Raw genomic sequence first — 13952 nt, 5'->3', positions numbered from 1 at the left:
CAGATGCAGATTCGTTTGTGGGATAACAATTTGAAGGTGCGGTTAATGGGCGAGGGTCTGTATAACATGTTGTTTTGGATGTATTTCCCATTTATTACGGTTTATTTTAGTGAGGCGTTGGGCAGCGGGATGGCCGGTCTCTTGATGACGGTCCCACCGATCTTCAGTATGTTTGGGAGTTTGCTAGGGGGGGCATTAACGGACCGGTTAGGACGGCGGCCCGTCATGCTCATGGGGGCTTCGCTCCAAACGTTGATGTTTGTGATGTTTGCGGTGTCGCCATCCCCTTGGATGGATTACGCCGCCTTTATTGGGATTGGAATTGGCGGAGCCATCTACCGGCCCGCAAGCTCCGCGATGGTGGCCGACCTCGTTCCGGCACAAAGCCTTCGCGAGGTATTCGCCACCTTCACGACGGCCAATAACATTGGTGCGGTGCTTGGGCCGGCACTTGGAGCGATATTCTTTTTCCATTACCGTCAGGAGTTGCTGTGGACCTGCGCAGGGGTCCTGCTGGTCTATTTCATCGCCATTTATTTCATGGTCCATGAAACATTGCCGAATTCGGCGAAAGGGACAACGATAAAAATGACCGAAGTATTGAAGGAACAATGGAAGGGATATGGCATTATTTTTCGTGATAAAGTGTTCCTGGTTTACATTTTGGCAGGCATCTGTGCGCTGATTCCAATTATGCAGCTGGATCTCTATTTGCCGGTGTTTGTCATCAATCATGTTCCAACACAAGCGCTATTTACATGGAATGGTTCTCCTTTGATGCTGTCCAGCAAGGAAGTATTTGGCTGGCTCGTCGGATTTAACGGTCTGTTGTTTGTCTTGTTCGTTTTGCCCGTCACGAAATGGTTCGGCAAATGGAGGGAGCGCAATGTCTTCATTCTTTCCTCGCTGCTTTCCGGATTTGGCACCTTTTTCGTCGGATTGAACACGAATATATGGTATTTGTTTTTTATCACCATCATCTTCACCTTTGGCGAAATGGTCCGCTCGCCGGTGACACAGAGCTTCATCAGCCGCTATGCCCCGGACCATGCCAGAGGACAGTACATGGGGGCTGACAGCCTGCAGTACACAATCGGCAAATTTTTAGCACCATTGATGGTGTTCCTGTCAGGGTGGGTGCCGCCGATGGGGGTCTTCAGTATCATTTTAGCATTTGCACTAATCAGTATTTTGTTATACGTTTTGCTATTTAGAATGTACGAAGAGCAGCCGGCTTTAGAGTGATGGGTACAACCAACAGTCATTAGAAACGGGGCGTCAGCTTATTAGGCTGCCTGCCGCGTTTTTTTGTATTTATTATTACAAACTATTTCAAAACGATTAAATGGGCAAAAAGAAGTTTTAGCGGCACAGGATGGTGGTACTACATAACTAAGGTTACAACGAGTCGACCTAAACGATAATGGGAGACACGTAACCATGATGCCAATCAAAGTGTAGTCACGAGTTGGACAGGCATGCACTAAAAAAATTTAGGGAGGAATTTGACATGGCTAACAACAAAAATGACGGGAAAATGACTTTGGAAGAAGCAGGACGAAAAGGCGGCGAAGCCACAGCTAAGAATCATGATAAGGATTTTTATCAAGAAATCGGCCGAAAAGGCGGAGAGGCCACAGCCGAAAATCATGATAAAGAGTTTTATCAAGAGATCGGCCAAAAAGGCGGCGAAGCCACAGCCGAAAATCATGATAAAGAGTTTTATCAAGAGATCGGCCAAAAGGGCGGAGAGGCCACAGCCGAGAATCATGATAAAGAGTTTTATCAAGAGATCGGCCAAAAGGGCGGAGAGGCCACAGCCGAGAATCATGATAAAGAGTTTTATCAAGAGATCGGCCGAAAAGGCGGAGAGGCCACATCTAAAAATCATGATAAAGAATTTTATCAAGAGATCGGCGAAAAAGGCGGAGAAGCAAGAAGTAAACAACGTAGGGATGATTAAGGTTGACGATCCAGCTATATACTTTTAAAAGAAGAAGCTTGCGCCAACAACGCAAGCTTCTTTCTTACATTTTTATCAACCGGTTTTGCACTTTTATCAACGACTTCCGCTTGTCTATCGACGACTTTCACCAGTTTATCAACAACTTTTCCACCTCTATCAATAACTTCCCCCTTCCCCACTAAAAAACCAGGCAAATAGCCTGGCGGGGTCACTTTCTAGTTATTGCAGCGGATCCTGCGTTTTGTTTCGTTCTTCCTTCAATTCGGTGCCGGTTTTGGCCTTTTTCATTTGCTTGCCGAGTTCTTTTACTTCATCTAAATTCTGGGCCATCGAGCTATTGTCAGACGTCGCCACCTTCACATCGAGTTCGCGGTCGGCTTTCGTTGAACCACTGCTCTTTTTTAACGCCTCAAACTGCTTTTTATCCATTGAACCTCACTCCTTTAGAATGATCTTTTCTATAGGAAGTACCCTATTTATTGTAAAATAAAACCTCGTTTCCGAGTGGGACATAAGATCTATTCGGCCAACTAGCATATTTTGGTATAATAGAGAAAATATTTTTTTAAAAAAAGAGGTTTAACTCTTTAATAGTGTGGGTATGTACAAATTAAAATGTCAAAGGTGTGAGGATATGAATATTAAAATAGATAAACAGCAGAATGGTGAGGAAATCGTGGTGCGGGTTGGCGGCGAAATTGACGCGTTTACGGCGCCGAAGCTAAGAGACGAATTGGCTTCGCTTGCTGAAGGGGAAAATCAAACAATCATCGTCAATCTGAAGGATGTGTCCTATTTAGACAGTACCGGACTGGGTGTCTTTGTCGGCGTGTTCAAGCAGATGAAGAAGAATGGCGGCGAATTACAGTTGGTAGAGTTATCGGATCGGCTGAAGCGGCTGTTTCAAATTACCGGTTTAAGTCATATCATGAATATTTCTGTAAATGCAGAGGGTGGGGGAAGATGAGCAAAGTGATGGATTATATTGAAATGAAGATTCCGGCCAAGCCGGATTATGTCGGTGTTATCAGATTGACGTTATCAGGTGTGGCCAGCCGCATGGGGTATACATATGAGGAAATTGAGGATATGAAAATCGCTGTAAGTGAGGCGTGCACCAACGCTGTCCAGCACGCCTACAACAAGGACGAGGGCGGCGAAGTGGTTATCGGCTTTGGAGTTTATCATGACAAGCTGGAAATCGTTGTTGCCGACAACGGAAAAAGCTTTAATTTTTATCAAACAAAAGAAGAATTAGGCCCTTATACGGAATCTAGTACGGTGGAGCAGCTTTCAGAGGGAGGGTTAGGTTTATATTTAATAGAAACGCTAATGGATGAAGTCCGGGTGTTGAATCAATCCGGAGTAACGGTCTTCATGGTGAAGAAGCGAAGTGGGGAGCGTGAAAATCATGACACAACCATCTCAAACCGTGAAACGAACTAAGGAAGAAATTGATGCCCTGATTAACGCGTTCCAGCAGGATGAGAACGAGGAAGCGCAAACGACCCTGGTCGAGCATTACACCGCTCTGGTTGGGAGCCTGGCGCGAAAATATTCGAAGGGGAAAAGTTTCCATGAGGATATCATGCAGGTCGCGATGATTGGTTTATTGTCGGCGATTAGAAGGTATGATGCCGGCATGGGGAAGTCGTTTGAATCGTATTTAATTCCGACTGTCATCGGGGAAATCAAGCGGTTTTTGCGGGATAAAACGTGGAGTGTCCATGTACCAAGGCGGATCAAGGAGACATGGCCAAAGATCAAAACGGTTGTCGACGAGCTGACGAATCAATTGCAGCGGTCACCCCAAATTCATGAAATTGCCGATTATATGGAGATTTCCGAAGAAGAAGTATTGGAAGCGATGGAGATGGGGAAAAGCTATCAGGCTGCATCGGTCGATCTTCCGATTGAAACAGGTTCTGAGGGTAGCACAGTAACAACGTTAGATATCGTGGGAACCTATGATGAGGGCTTTGAAAAAGTCGATCAAAAACTGTTGCTGGAGAGCGCCCTTCATGTTTTAACAGATAAAGAGAGGGAAATCATCCATTGCACGTTTATCGCGAATAAAAGTCAAAAGGAAACAGGGGAGAAACTGGGAATCTCTCAGATGCATGTTTCAAGGCTGCAGAAGAAAGCGATTGAAAAGCTGCGGAAAGCAATCAGGGGTCAGACCCCCGATGCGTTATTGCGTTAATCAATTGGCAGGTAGGCCAATGCTGCCTTACCTGAGGAAATACATTGGCGGTTAGGCAACTAATGCGTTATTACGTTAACACAGTGGGGGTCTGGCTCTTGGAACAAGGGCGCTTGCGCCTTTTCAATAAAAGGGGTTGGCATTTAGGATGGCTATGAAAATTATCATTGTCGATGATAATAAAACGAATCTAATGATTGTGGGGAAAATCCTGCAAATGGCTGGCTATAAACGATTGGTGCCGATGACATCCGCCATGGAGTTATATGACTATTTGCAGCTTGATAATCCAAATCCTCCAGAACATGACATTGATTTAATCCTCATGGATTTGATGATGCCGGAAATTGATGGCATGGAGGCTTGTCGAAGGATCCTTTCTCATGAGCATTATAAAGATCTTCCGATTATTTTTGTCACCGCCATGGGTGATTCCAATAAAATGGCCGAGGCGATGGATGCCGGTGCCCTTGATTATGTGATGAAACCGATTAATAAGATTGAACTGCTTGCCCGGATCCGCTCTGTTTTGCGCTTAAAAGTGGAGAAGGATATGCGGAAGGAACGGGATAAGCGGATTCAATATGAGATGGATTTGGCCAAGCAGGTGCAGTTGAGTGTGCTTTCTGATCCGCTTAAGGAAGAGGATGTCACCATTTCTGCCGTCTATAAGCCTTCGTTTGAGCTGGCGGGGGATTTGTATGCCTGGTATAAGATTAGTCCGCACCGCTATGGGATTATTTTGTTGGATATGATGGGCCACGGGATATCTTCCTCCCTTGTCTGTATGTACATATATTCTGCGTTAAAGGATTCAATTACTGAAATAGGTGATCCGGAGGCCGTTCTGAAAGAACTGAACCGGCGGATGGATCAGCTTCATATTGATAGTTTGATTAATTATTATTTTACAGCGATTTATATGGTGCTCGATACCGAAAAGCAGACGATCGAGTATGTGAATGCCGGACATCCGCCGGGAATTGTCATTGTCGATGATGAAGTGAAGCTGCTCGAGGAAGGCTGCTGTGCTGTTGGCTTTTTTGATGAAATTGAAGTAACGAAAGGGGTTATTCCTTATAAAAAGGATGCGCGGATCTTGCTGTATACCGATGGATTATCAGAATCCCTGGAAGAAGAGTATGAGGATGTGGAAGGGATGCTTGTGAACTGTATGCGCGAGGACGGGATGGACGACCCTGGAGTGTTATTCCAAAATCTTAAGCTGAGTACGGAACGTCTTGATGCACAAAAGGACGATATTTGTTTAGTAATGATTACGACGAAGTGATGGGGTACAAAAAAGGTAGCGTAGAATCATTCTACGTGCTTTTTTTCGTGTCCACTGGAAAACGTACAAAAAAGTACCAGCAGCATCGCTGCTGGTACTTTCATCTTAACGATTACTCCGCCAAATACGCTTTCAGCATCCATCTGTGTTTTTCTAATGACGTCCGAATCGCTATAAACATATCGGCTGTTGGCTGATCGTTATTATCTTCGGCTGTCGTAATGCCCTCTGTCAACTCGTTACAGACCGTCTCGAAGTCATCCGTTAATGCCTGGACCATCTCACGTGCCGATTCATCTCCATCCGCCTCTTGAATTGAGGCCATTTTTAAATGTTCCTTCAACGTGGCAGTTGGTTTGGCGCCAATGGACAGCATTCGTTCCGCGATGGTATCCAGATGGAGGCCAGCTTCTGTATACAATTCCTCGAATTTCACATGCAGCGTGAAGAAGTTCTCACCTTTCACATACCAATGAAAATGGTGCAGCTTCATATACAATACAGAGAAATTAGCCACCTGCTTATCAAGAAGCTCGGACGATGAAACGGTTTTTTCCTTTTCCTTTGTTTTTGCCATGTAAATACCTCCATCAAAATTGTTTGATATGTAATATGTACCCGCATCTGCCCGGGTTGAAACCTAGGGATTTTTTCCCAAAATGAATAACTGAAAGGGAAATTGAGGGAAAAGTTGGGTTGCTAGTGAAAGGGTATGGTAGAATAAGGTATATTTACTAGATTTATAAAACTAGGGGGGCGGTCGCGATCAAAGGGTTTAAATTCAATATTCATGCAAAAATCATTACAGGTTATTTAACAATCTTGGTTTGCTTGGTGCTAGCCTTGCTCATCGTCCTTAATAGAATGACAGCTTTGCAGGATGAGGTCGATTTCGTCTCAAAGCACGATATTGAAGTCCATGATTTGGCTAATCAAATTCAGAGAAATATACTCGATATGGAAACGGGGATGCGGGGGTACGCCCTTACCGGCGATGAATCTTATTTGGAGCCGTATAATCTAGCAAGCCGTACCTGGCTTGACAATTACAATAAACTGCATTCGATGTTAGCAGCTAACAGTGCACAGCAACGGAATTTAGAAGAGATGAAACCGCTTATTATAAGCTGGTTGGCGAATTCCGGTGAATATGTCATCAATCACAAAAAGGCGGATAACACAGCTGCTTTGAACGAGCACTTTGACAAAAACACCGGAAAAAAAGTAACCGATCAGCTGCGCACACTACTAGAATCCTTTCTAGCAACTGAAAAGAAAGTAACAGCTGATCGGATTGGGCAATTAGACGCAAGTAACAATAATTTAAAAATCACCTTATATGCCCTCATTGTGCTGGTGACAATCATTACTCTTGCAACAGCGATTATTCTCTCCAATTCCATCGTTAAAACGATTAAAGAAGTCATTGGGGCGATCAAAAATATTACTGATTCTGATTCCGAATCCGAGGTGGACCTGACCGCAAGGATTCATGTCCATACCCGGGATGAAACAAGGGAGCTTGCGGAGGCGATGAACGATCTATTAGGCACGCTTGAGAAACACAACTGGGTGCAAAAAAGCCGGATTGAGATCTCGATGATGTTCCAGGGAATAACGGATATCAATGTCCTCGCGCAATCGTTTGTGACTAGGCTGGCGCAGTTGTTTGGTGCATCTTACGGTGTCGTCTATCTTCGCCGCACGAAAGAAGGGGTGACAGATTTTGTGAAAGTGGCCGGTTACGCGATAGCAGATGAAGATTCTGTGAAAAAAAGTTTTGGCTTAGGTGAAGGATTGATTGGCCAGGCAGCACTGAATCAACGATTGCTTCAGCTTGATCAGGTACCGGAGGAGCATTATAAAGTGACCTCAGGCTTTGGGGCCTCTTCACCAACGAACCTTTTAATTGCCCCGTTCTCTTTTGAAGGTCAGGTGGAAGCGGTAGTGGAACTGGCTTCCTTTCAGCCGAACTTGCCCGAGCACGTGATCTTAATCAATCAGCTTCAGGACAAGTTTGGCTTAGCGATTACCAGTGTGAAAGGACGAATGGAGGTCGAAAGGCTGCTCGGCGAATCGCAAATGTTAACCGAGGAGCTGCAGGCACAATCAGAAGAACTCCAAGCGCAATCAGAAGAATTGCAAATGCAGCAAGAACAGCTGCGGATCTCCAATGAAATTTTGGAAGAGCAAAAGAAATATGCGGAGCAACGTGCCTTTGATCTGAAACAAGCAAAGGATGAACTCGAAGATTATTCAGAGAAACTAAAATTGAGTTCGCAATACAAAACCGATTTTCTGGCAAATATGTCGCATGAGCTGCGGACACCATTGAACAGTATCCTCATTCTTTCGCAAATGATGACGGAGAATATTGAAGAAATGGACAAAACGGAAGTGGCGGATTATGCACGAGTGGTTAACAGCTCTGGCGGCGATTTACTGCGGTTGATTGATGATATCCTTGATTTGTCAAAGGTGGAAGCTGGAAAAATTGAAATCCTCATTGATGAGGTCAATGTGACAGAAATTCCGCAAATGATGCACAGTCTGTTTGACCCGGTGGCAAAAAATAAGAATTTGACCTTCGATGTCCGTTTGGATCAAGGTCTGCCAGCGGTGATTTTTACCGATGGACAGCGATTGCAGCAAATTTGGAAGAATCTTCTGTCCAATGCCTTTAAATTTACGGAAACAGGCGGGGTGACCGTTCGTGTGATCCAGGCGCCTGCTGAAAAAATTGCCGGCCCGGGAACAGAGGAAGTGGTGCTGGCCATTGAAGTAACCGATACGGGTATTGGAATTCCACATGATAAACAGCAAATTATCTTCGATGCCTTTCAACAGGTCGATGGCAAAACGAACCGTCAATTTGGCGGAACCGGCTTAGGATTATCGATTTGCCGTGAATTTACACAACTGCTCGGCGGCGCGATTGAGGTGCAAAGTAAGCCAAATAAGGGAAGCACGTTTACTGTCTATATTCCAAGTAGACAGAAGTCGGATGATTATGGATGTGTAACTGACTATTTGGCCTTTGATGAAGTAGCCGCAAGTGTGGAGGACATGCTAGAGGAAACGGAAACAGAGGGGACTTTAGTCGAGTTCGAAGAAAGTGAAATGGAAGTTTCCGGTGATCACATATTTAAAGGTAAGAAAGTGCTTTTAGTGGAGGACGATGGCCGAAATGTTTTTGCCATTGAAACAGCACTTGTGAGTAAAGGAATCGTCGTGGAAGTGGCCGCAAACGGAAAGCAGGCCCTTCGCATGCTTCAAGAGGCCGATTATGACTTGGTGTTTATGGATATTATGATGCCGGTTATGGGCGGTTATGAGGCGATGCGGGCAATCCGTGCTGACCTTGGTATGCATGATCTGCCAATTATCGCCTTGACTGCGAAAGCGATGAAGGGCGAACGCGATAAATGTATGGAAGCGGGTGCGTCTGATTATATTATGAAACCATTAAATATTGATCAGTTGTTCTCCTTAATGCGGGTATGGCTGACAGAGCAGGTGAAAGCACAGTGAACAAAATCTTTACCTATGGAATAGAGGAAGAAGGCTTGAGCGAGCTGCAGGAAATGGAAATCAATCTGCTGCTTGAAGGTTTATATCAGGCATATGGCTATGATTTCCGTGGGTACGTGCGGGCTTCGCTCGGCAGACGGATTCTGAATCGGCTGCGGGCGGAGCGGCTGCCAACTATCACGGCCCTATTGGATAAAGTGCTGCACGAGAAAGGCTATTTGGAACGCTTATTGAATGATTTGTCGATTCGAATGACGGAAATGTACCGGGACCCCGGCTTTTTCGCTGCCTTCCGCAAGGAAGTCGTGCCGCTGTTACGGGAGCTGCCGGAAATTCGTATTTGGCATGCCGGCTGTGCGACCGGCGAGGAGGTTTATTCGATGGCCATCCTGATGCTGGAGGAGGGACTGGCGGACAAAACGACGATTTACGCGACCGATATGAATGAAAAGGCATTGGAAGCTGCCCAAAAGGGAGCATTTCCGCTGAAGAAAATGCAGCAATATACGAAGAATTATTTGAAAGCCGGCGGGGAAAAAGCCTTTTCAGAATATTACACGGCCGATCATCAATCTGCCTATTTTCAGCCGTGTTTGGTGGAACGGCTGATTTTTGCCCAGCATAATCTGGTGACGGACGGTTCGTTTAATGAATTTCATGTAATTCTCTGCCGCAATGTGCTGATTTATTTTGATAATGAGCTGCAGCAGCAGGTCCATCGCTTACTGTACAATAGCTTGGCAGACCACGGCTTCATGGCCCTCGGCAGCAAAGAATCGATTCTGTTTATGCCACAAGGATTGAACTACGAAGAATTTAATGGGCCGGAACGAATCTATCGGAAAAAATAAAGAATAGTGCCTGACCCCTGATGCGAATGAAAATGCATCGGGGGTCAGGCACTTTTGTTTCATCATGCTAAACAAAGGGTATTTCATCTTAAAAAAGATGTAGGGAGAACGTCGTGATGAAACGTAAACGCCTGGAATTTTTCTTTGTTATCGTCATGCTTATTTTATGCTGCGTGGTTTTGTTTACCGGCCTGCCGTTTAAGTGGAAAGGGTTGTTGATCGGCCTTTATGGCTTGATTATTCTATCCACCGTGCAGGCATTATGGCTCGAAAACCGGCCGCCGCAAAACACATTACTATGGACCTATATCTTAGTGTTATTGCCGGTAATTGGCTATATTTTCTATGTCTACTCCGGTCAGCTGCTCGTGAAGGGGGAATTGTTCAAATCAAAGCGGAGGAGTGACCGGGAATTATTAGAGGCCCTCAGTAATAAACAGCGCGCACTGGATGTGTCGCAGCTGAATGACCACCAGCGCTGTTTTGCCGAATATTTAGACCGGGTGACCTTAACTGATCAAAATCAGAACACGACGACCACCGTGTTACATAACGGAACGGAAACCTTTGAGGAAATTAAGCGGCGCCTGATGGCCGCGAAGGATTTTATCCATTTGGAATATTATATTTTCCGCTCTGACCGTCTTGGGCAGGAGATAATTGACATTTTACTTGCCAAGGTACAAGAAGGCGTTGAGGTTCGGCTAATGGTGGATGCAGTCGGCAGTTATTCTTTATCACGTGCCGTCACGAAAGAAATGGAAGCAGCAGGCATTCAGGTATACCCCTTTTTACCGATCAAAACCGCTTGGTATAATCAGAAGTTTAACTTCCGCAATCATCGAAAAATTATTATTATTGACGGCAAAGTGGGGTTTGTCGGCGGCCTCAATGTGGGGATTGAATATCTTGGGGAGGATGATGACTACGGCTATTGGTGTGATACCCATGTCGTTCTTGAAGGGGAAGCGGTGCAGACCCTCCATGCGATATTTATCTTGGATTGGAAGTATGTGAGCGGCGAGACATTGTTTGACCAGGACCGCTATATCAAGGAACATCCCGTTGATGGTGATGGCTTGGTTCATGTGGTGGCGACAGGCCCGGAAACAAGTGATAACATGAGTGACCATTATTATGCGCTGTGCACCTGTGCCACAAAGTCGATTTGGATTGCTACCCCCTATTTTATCCCGGATCAAGCGATACAAACAGCGCTGCGCGTTGCCGCCCGGAAAGGAATTCAAGTTCGTTTGATGGTGCCTGAAACCAATGACGGTTTTCTCACGCAATATGCGACCCAGTCCTATTTTCCAGAGTTGCTTCGGGCGGGAATTGAAGTGTATTCCTATGAAAAAGGTTTTTTGCATAAAAAAGTCGTGATTGTTGACGGAGATCTTGCCTCGATTGGAACGGCGAATGTTGATATGCGCAGCTTTCACTTAAACTTTGAAGTGAATTTGTTTTTAACGGGAACGACTTCGATTGGTGATTTAGTGGACCAATTTGAGGAGGACCTAAAGGATTGCCGGCGGATCCGCCCTGTGGAGTTTTATAAACGCAACATGGCGGTGAAAAGCAAGGAATCATTTGCCCGCCTGTTTTCTGGAATTCTATAAAAATGGGTAAATAGTAGGTAAAGCTGTCCCCTTCATTCAAAAGGATATAGGGTTATGGTAGAATAAGGTTATTTACTAGAGCCATAACGAGGGGGCGATGACAATCAAGGGTTGGAAGTACAGTATCCATGCCAAAATTATTATCGGATATTTAACGATTCTGATTTGCTTGGTGGTATCCTTGCTAATCGTGATGAATAGAATGACAGCTTTGCAGAATGAGGTTGATTTTGTATCACAGCATGATATTGAAGTCCACGACCTCGCGAATCTAATTCAAAAAAATGTGCTAGAAATGGAAACCGGCATGCGAGGCTACGTGATCACAGGCAATGCCGACTATCTCGAGCCATACAATCTGGCGAGCCGCAGCTGGCTTGACAATTACAATAAACTCCATTCCATGTTAGCGGACAATGGCCGGCAGCAGCGGAATCTGGAGGAGATTAAACCGCTGATTATGAACTGGCAGGCGAATGCCGGAGAGAACGTCATTAATCTAAAAAAGGCGGACAATACGAAAGCACTGAATGAACACTTTGATAAAAACATTGGGAAGAAAATAACCGACCAGCTGCGTACACAATTGGATTCCTTCCTCGCCATTGAGAAAAAATTATCGGCTGAACGGATTGAAAAGCTGAATCAAAACAATACCAATTTAAAAATAACGTTGTATACCATTATCCTTTTGGTGACGGTGATTACGCTAGCCACTGCTTTGTTCCTGTCGAATTCTATCGTGAATACGATTAAACAAGTCATTAAGACGATTAAGGGGATTACCGATTCAGATTCAGAGGTCGACCTGACAACAAGAATGAAAGTGAACACACGCGACGAGACCCGCGAGTTGGCCGAGGCGATGAACGATCTTTTGAGCAGCCTTGAAAAACAGAGCTGGGTACAAAACAGCATGACAGAGATTTCGATGATGTATCAAGGAATGACCGATATTACCGAACTGTCGAAGGCGTTTGTGACCAAGCTCGCCCCATTGCTTAACGCGGCTTTTGGGGTTGTTTATCTGCGCAGAACGCAAGGTGGTAATGTCGACTTTGTGAAAGTAGCCGGCTATGCGATTGCCGATGAGGACCACGCGGCGATGAGCTTCCGTCTGGGAGAAGGGCTGATCGGTCAGGCGGCCCTTGATCAAAGAATCTTTCTGATTGATCAGCTGCCGGAAGAGCACTTTAAGGTGACGTCAGGCTTAGGGGATTCTTCCCCGACGAATTTATTAGTTGCGCCGATTCTTTTTGAGGGCCGGGTAGAAGCGGTGGTGGAATTCGCTGCACTGCAGCCGTTCCTTTCGCAGCATCTGACATTGCTCGACCAGCTTCAGGACAAGTTTGGTTCGGCCATTTCCAGTGTGAATGGGCGGATGGAAGTGGAAAGGCTGCTTGGCGAATCGCAAATTTTAACAGAAGAATTGCAGGCGCAATCGGAAGAACTGCAGGCGCAATCGGAAGAATTGCAAATGCAGCAAGAGCAGCTCAGAATTTCCAACGACTTTTTGGAGGAACAGAAGCAGTATGCCGAGCAGCGGGCACATGAACTCAAGATTGCGAAGGATGAGCTCGAAGATTATTCAGTCAAACTCCAAGCGAGTTCGCAATACAAGACGGATTTTCTTGCAAATATGTCGCATGAGCTGCGGACCCCGCTGAATAGCATTCTCATACTCTCGCAAATGATGATGGAGAATCATGCGGAAATGGACAGGGCGGAAGTCGGTGAATACGCCCGCGTCGTCAATACGTCCGGTGCAGATTTGCTGCGGCTGATTGATGATATTCTCGATTTATCGAAGATTGAAGCAGGAAAAATTGAAATCCTGACAGATGAAGTCAATGTGACCGAAATTCCACAAATGATGCGGAATTTATTCGCTCCTGTAGCGGCCAATAAGAATCTGGCGTTTGACGTGGTGATTGATCCGTGTGTTCCGGCAGTTATCTCGACGGATGGGCAACGATTGCAGCAAATTTGGAAAAATCTGCTATCCAATGCCTTCAAATTTACGGAAAGAGGCTCGGTATCTGTTCAGATTGACTTGGCGCCACCGGAAAAAGCGGCGGCTATCCAGCGGACGAGAACGAGACGGTGCTGGCGATTTCTGTCACCGATACCGGGATCGGGATTCCGCGCGAAAAGCAGCAAATTATTTTTGAAGCCTTTCAACAGGTGGACGGCACGACGAATCGTCAATACGGCGGAACGGGCCTCGGGCTATCGATTTGCCGTGAATTTACGCGGCTGCTTGGCGGCGCGCTTGAGGTGGCGAGCGAAGTGGCTAAGGGCAGTACGTTTACATTATATATTCCGAGCAGATTGGAACCTGGCATTGTGGCTGATTATGGCCTGGCACAGGATGAATGAAGCGGCGCACGAAAAACGCGAAAGCGTTTCACGATAAATGCGAGTTCGCCATCGGTGTCGTTGGGCTTGGGGTTAATATCGGCTGGCTGATAACTGAACGAAGTACATAACA

Annotated in this window: 13 protein-coding genes; 10 read left to right on the top strand and 3 right to left on the bottom strand. The window is 45.6% G+C overall.

The window, feature by feature from the left end:
- Positions 1-3: 3 nt before the first annotated feature.
- Both ACO1D1_RS06215 and ACO1D1_RS06210 read left to right on the top strand, forming a co-directional pair.
- The gene (locus tag ACO1D1_RS06215; protein WP_423335284.1) at positions 4-1245 is read left to right on the top strand and encodes an MDR family MFS transporter; all 1242 of its coding nucleotides are present in this window, start codon (positions 4-6) and stop codon (positions 1243-1245) included.
- A gap of 265 nt (positions 1246-1510) precedes the next feature.
- Entirely contained in the window at positions 1511-1963 is a 453-nt protein-coding gene (locus ACO1D1_RS06210; RefSeq protein ID WP_423335283.1) for a KGG domain-containing protein, read from the top strand.
- Between the two features lie 14 nt (positions 1964-1977).
- Here the strand turns inward: ACO1D1_RS06210 and ACO1D1_RS06205 are convergent, their stop codons facing one another.
- Both ACO1D1_RS06205 and ACO1D1_RS06200 read right to left on the bottom strand, forming a co-directional pair.
- Positions 1978-2178 (bottom strand): hypothetical protein, encoded by a 201-nt coding sequence (locus tag ACO1D1_RS06205; protein ID WP_423335282.1) that lies wholly within the window; start codon positions 2176-2178, stop codon positions 1978-1980.
- Positions 2179-2185: 7 nt separating this feature from the next.
- The gene (locus ACO1D1_RS06200) at positions 2186-2395 is read right to left on the bottom strand and encodes a hypothetical protein (protein WP_149872338.1); all 210 of its coding nucleotides are present in this window, start codon (positions 2393-2395) and stop codon (positions 2186-2188) included.
- A 205-nt stretch (positions 2396-2600) separates the two neighbouring features.
- On the opposite strand from ACO1D1_RS06200, the gene ACO1D1_RS06195 reads away from it, so the two are divergent.
- The 4 genes from ACO1D1_RS06195 (at position 2601) to ACO1D1_RS06180 (ending at position 5460) form a co-directional block, all read left to right on the top strand.
- Positions 2601-2933, top strand: a complete 333-nt coding sequence (locus tag ACO1D1_RS06195; RefSeq protein WP_149872337.1) for an anti-sigma factor antagonist — start codon at positions 2601-2603, stop codon at positions 2931-2933.
- Complete coding sequence (gene rsbW, locus ACO1D1_RS06190; RefSeq protein ID WP_423335281.1) at positions 2930-3412, top strand: anti-sigma B factor RsbW; 483 nt, start codon at positions 2930-2932, stop codon at positions 3410-3412. Before ACO1D1_RS06195 ends, rsbW begins: the two co-directional genes overlap by 4 nt.
- Positions 3378-4169: an RNA polymerase sigma factor SigB gene (gene sigB, locus ACO1D1_RS06185; RefSeq protein ID WP_423335280.1), complete on the top strand. Its 792-nt coding sequence runs from the start codon at positions 3378-3380 to the stop codon at positions 4167-4169. The genes rsbW and sigB overlap by 35 nt, the downstream gene beginning before the upstream one ends.
- Before the next feature lie 154 nt (positions 4170-4323).
- Positions 4324-5460 carry a PP2C family protein-serine/threonine phosphatase gene (locus tag ACO1D1_RS06180; RefSeq protein WP_423335307.1) on the top strand — a complete coding sequence of 379 codons (1137 nt, stop codon included), beginning with the start codon at positions 4324-4326 and terminating at the stop codon, positions 5458-5460.
- Positions 5461-5572: 112 nt separating this feature from the next.
- Here the strand turns inward: ACO1D1_RS06180 and ACO1D1_RS06175 are convergent, their stop codons facing one another.
- Complete coding sequence (locus tag ACO1D1_RS06175; RefSeq protein WP_423335279.1) at positions 5573-6037, bottom strand: Dps family protein; 465 nt, start codon at positions 6035-6037, stop codon at positions 5573-5575.
- A 287-nt stretch (positions 6038-6324) separates the two neighbouring features.
- Here ACO1D1_RS06175 and ACO1D1_RS06170 point away from each other — a divergent pair, with 287 nt between their 5' ends.
- The 4 genes from ACO1D1_RS06170 (at position 6325) to ACO1D1_RS06155 (ending at position 13877) form a co-directional block, all read left to right on the top strand.
- On the top strand, positions 6325-8991 hold the full coding sequence (locus ACO1D1_RS06170; protein ID WP_423335278.1) for a CHASE3 domain-containing protein: 2667 nt from the start codon (positions 6325-6327) through the stop codon (positions 8989-8991).
- Between the two features lie 53 nt (positions 8992-9044).
- A complete protein-coding gene (locus ACO1D1_RS06165) occupies positions 9045-9842 on the top strand; it encodes a CheR family methyltransferase (protein ID WP_423335306.1) in 798 nt (265 codons plus the stop codon).
- Positions 9843-9958: 116 nt separating this feature from the next.
- Positions 9959-11461: a cardiolipin synthase gene (gene cls / locus ACO1D1_RS06160; protein WP_423335277.1), complete on the top strand. Its 1503-nt coding sequence runs from the start codon at positions 9959-9961 to the stop codon at positions 11459-11461.
- Positions 11462-11558: 97 nt separating this feature from the next.
- A complete protein-coding gene (locus ACO1D1_RS06155) occupies positions 11559-13877 on the top strand; it encodes a CHASE3 domain-containing protein (protein WP_423335276.1) in 2319 nt (772 codons plus the stop codon).
- Positions 13878-13952 lie beyond the last annotated feature (75 nt).

It is taken from the genome of Neobacillus sp. 19 (assembly GCF_049463095.1).
GTDB lineage: Bacteria > Bacillota > Bacilli > Bacillales > Cytobacillaceae > Neobacillus.
This window is presented reverse-complemented; position numbering and strand designations above follow the sequence as displayed.

Coding starts and splice junctions, on each gene's coding strand:
- ACO1D1_RS06215 (WP_423335284.1), top strand. CDS start 4: ATGCAGATTCGTTTGTGGGATAACAATTTGAAGGTGCGGTTAATGGGC.
- ACO1D1_RS06210 (WP_423335283.1), top strand. CDS start 1,511: ATGGCTAACAACAAAAATGACGGGAAAATGACTTTGGAAGAAGCAGGA.
- ACO1D1_RS06200 (WP_149872338.1), bottom strand. CDS start 2,395: ATGGATAAAAAGCAGTTTGAGGCGTTAAAAAAGAGCAGTGGTTCAACG.
- ACO1D1_RS06195 (WP_149872337.1), top strand. CDS start 2,601: ATGAATATTAAAATAGATAAACAGCAGAATGGTGAGGAAATCGTGGTG.
- rsbW (WP_423335281.1), top strand. CDS start 2,930: ATGAGCAAAGTGATGGATTATATTGAAATGAAGATTCCGGCCAAGCCG.
- sigB (WP_423335280.1), top strand. CDS start 3,378: ATGACACAACCATCTCAAACCGTGAAACGAACTAAGGAAGAAATTGAT.
- ACO1D1_RS06180 (WP_423335307.1), top strand. CDS start 4,324: ATGAAAATTATCATTGTCGATGATAATAAAACGAATCTAATGATTGTG.
- ACO1D1_RS06175 (WP_423335279.1), bottom strand. CDS start 6,037: ATGGCAAAAACAAAGGAAAAGGAAAAAACCGTTTCATCGTCCGAGCTT.
- ACO1D1_RS06170 (WP_423335278.1), top strand. CDS start 6,325: ATGACAGCTTTGCAGGATGAGGTCGATTTCGTCTCAAAGCACGATATT.
- ACO1D1_RS06165 (WP_423335306.1), top strand. CDS start 9,045: ATGGAAATCAATCTGCTGCTTGAAGGTTTATATCAGGCATATGGCTAT.
- cls (WP_423335277.1), top strand. CDS start 9,959: ATGAAACGTAAACGCCTGGAATTTTTCTTTGTTATCGTCATGCTTATT.
- ACO1D1_RS06155 (WP_423335276.1), top strand. CDS start 11,559: ATGACAATCAAGGGTTGGAAGTACAGTATCCATGCCAAAATTATTATC.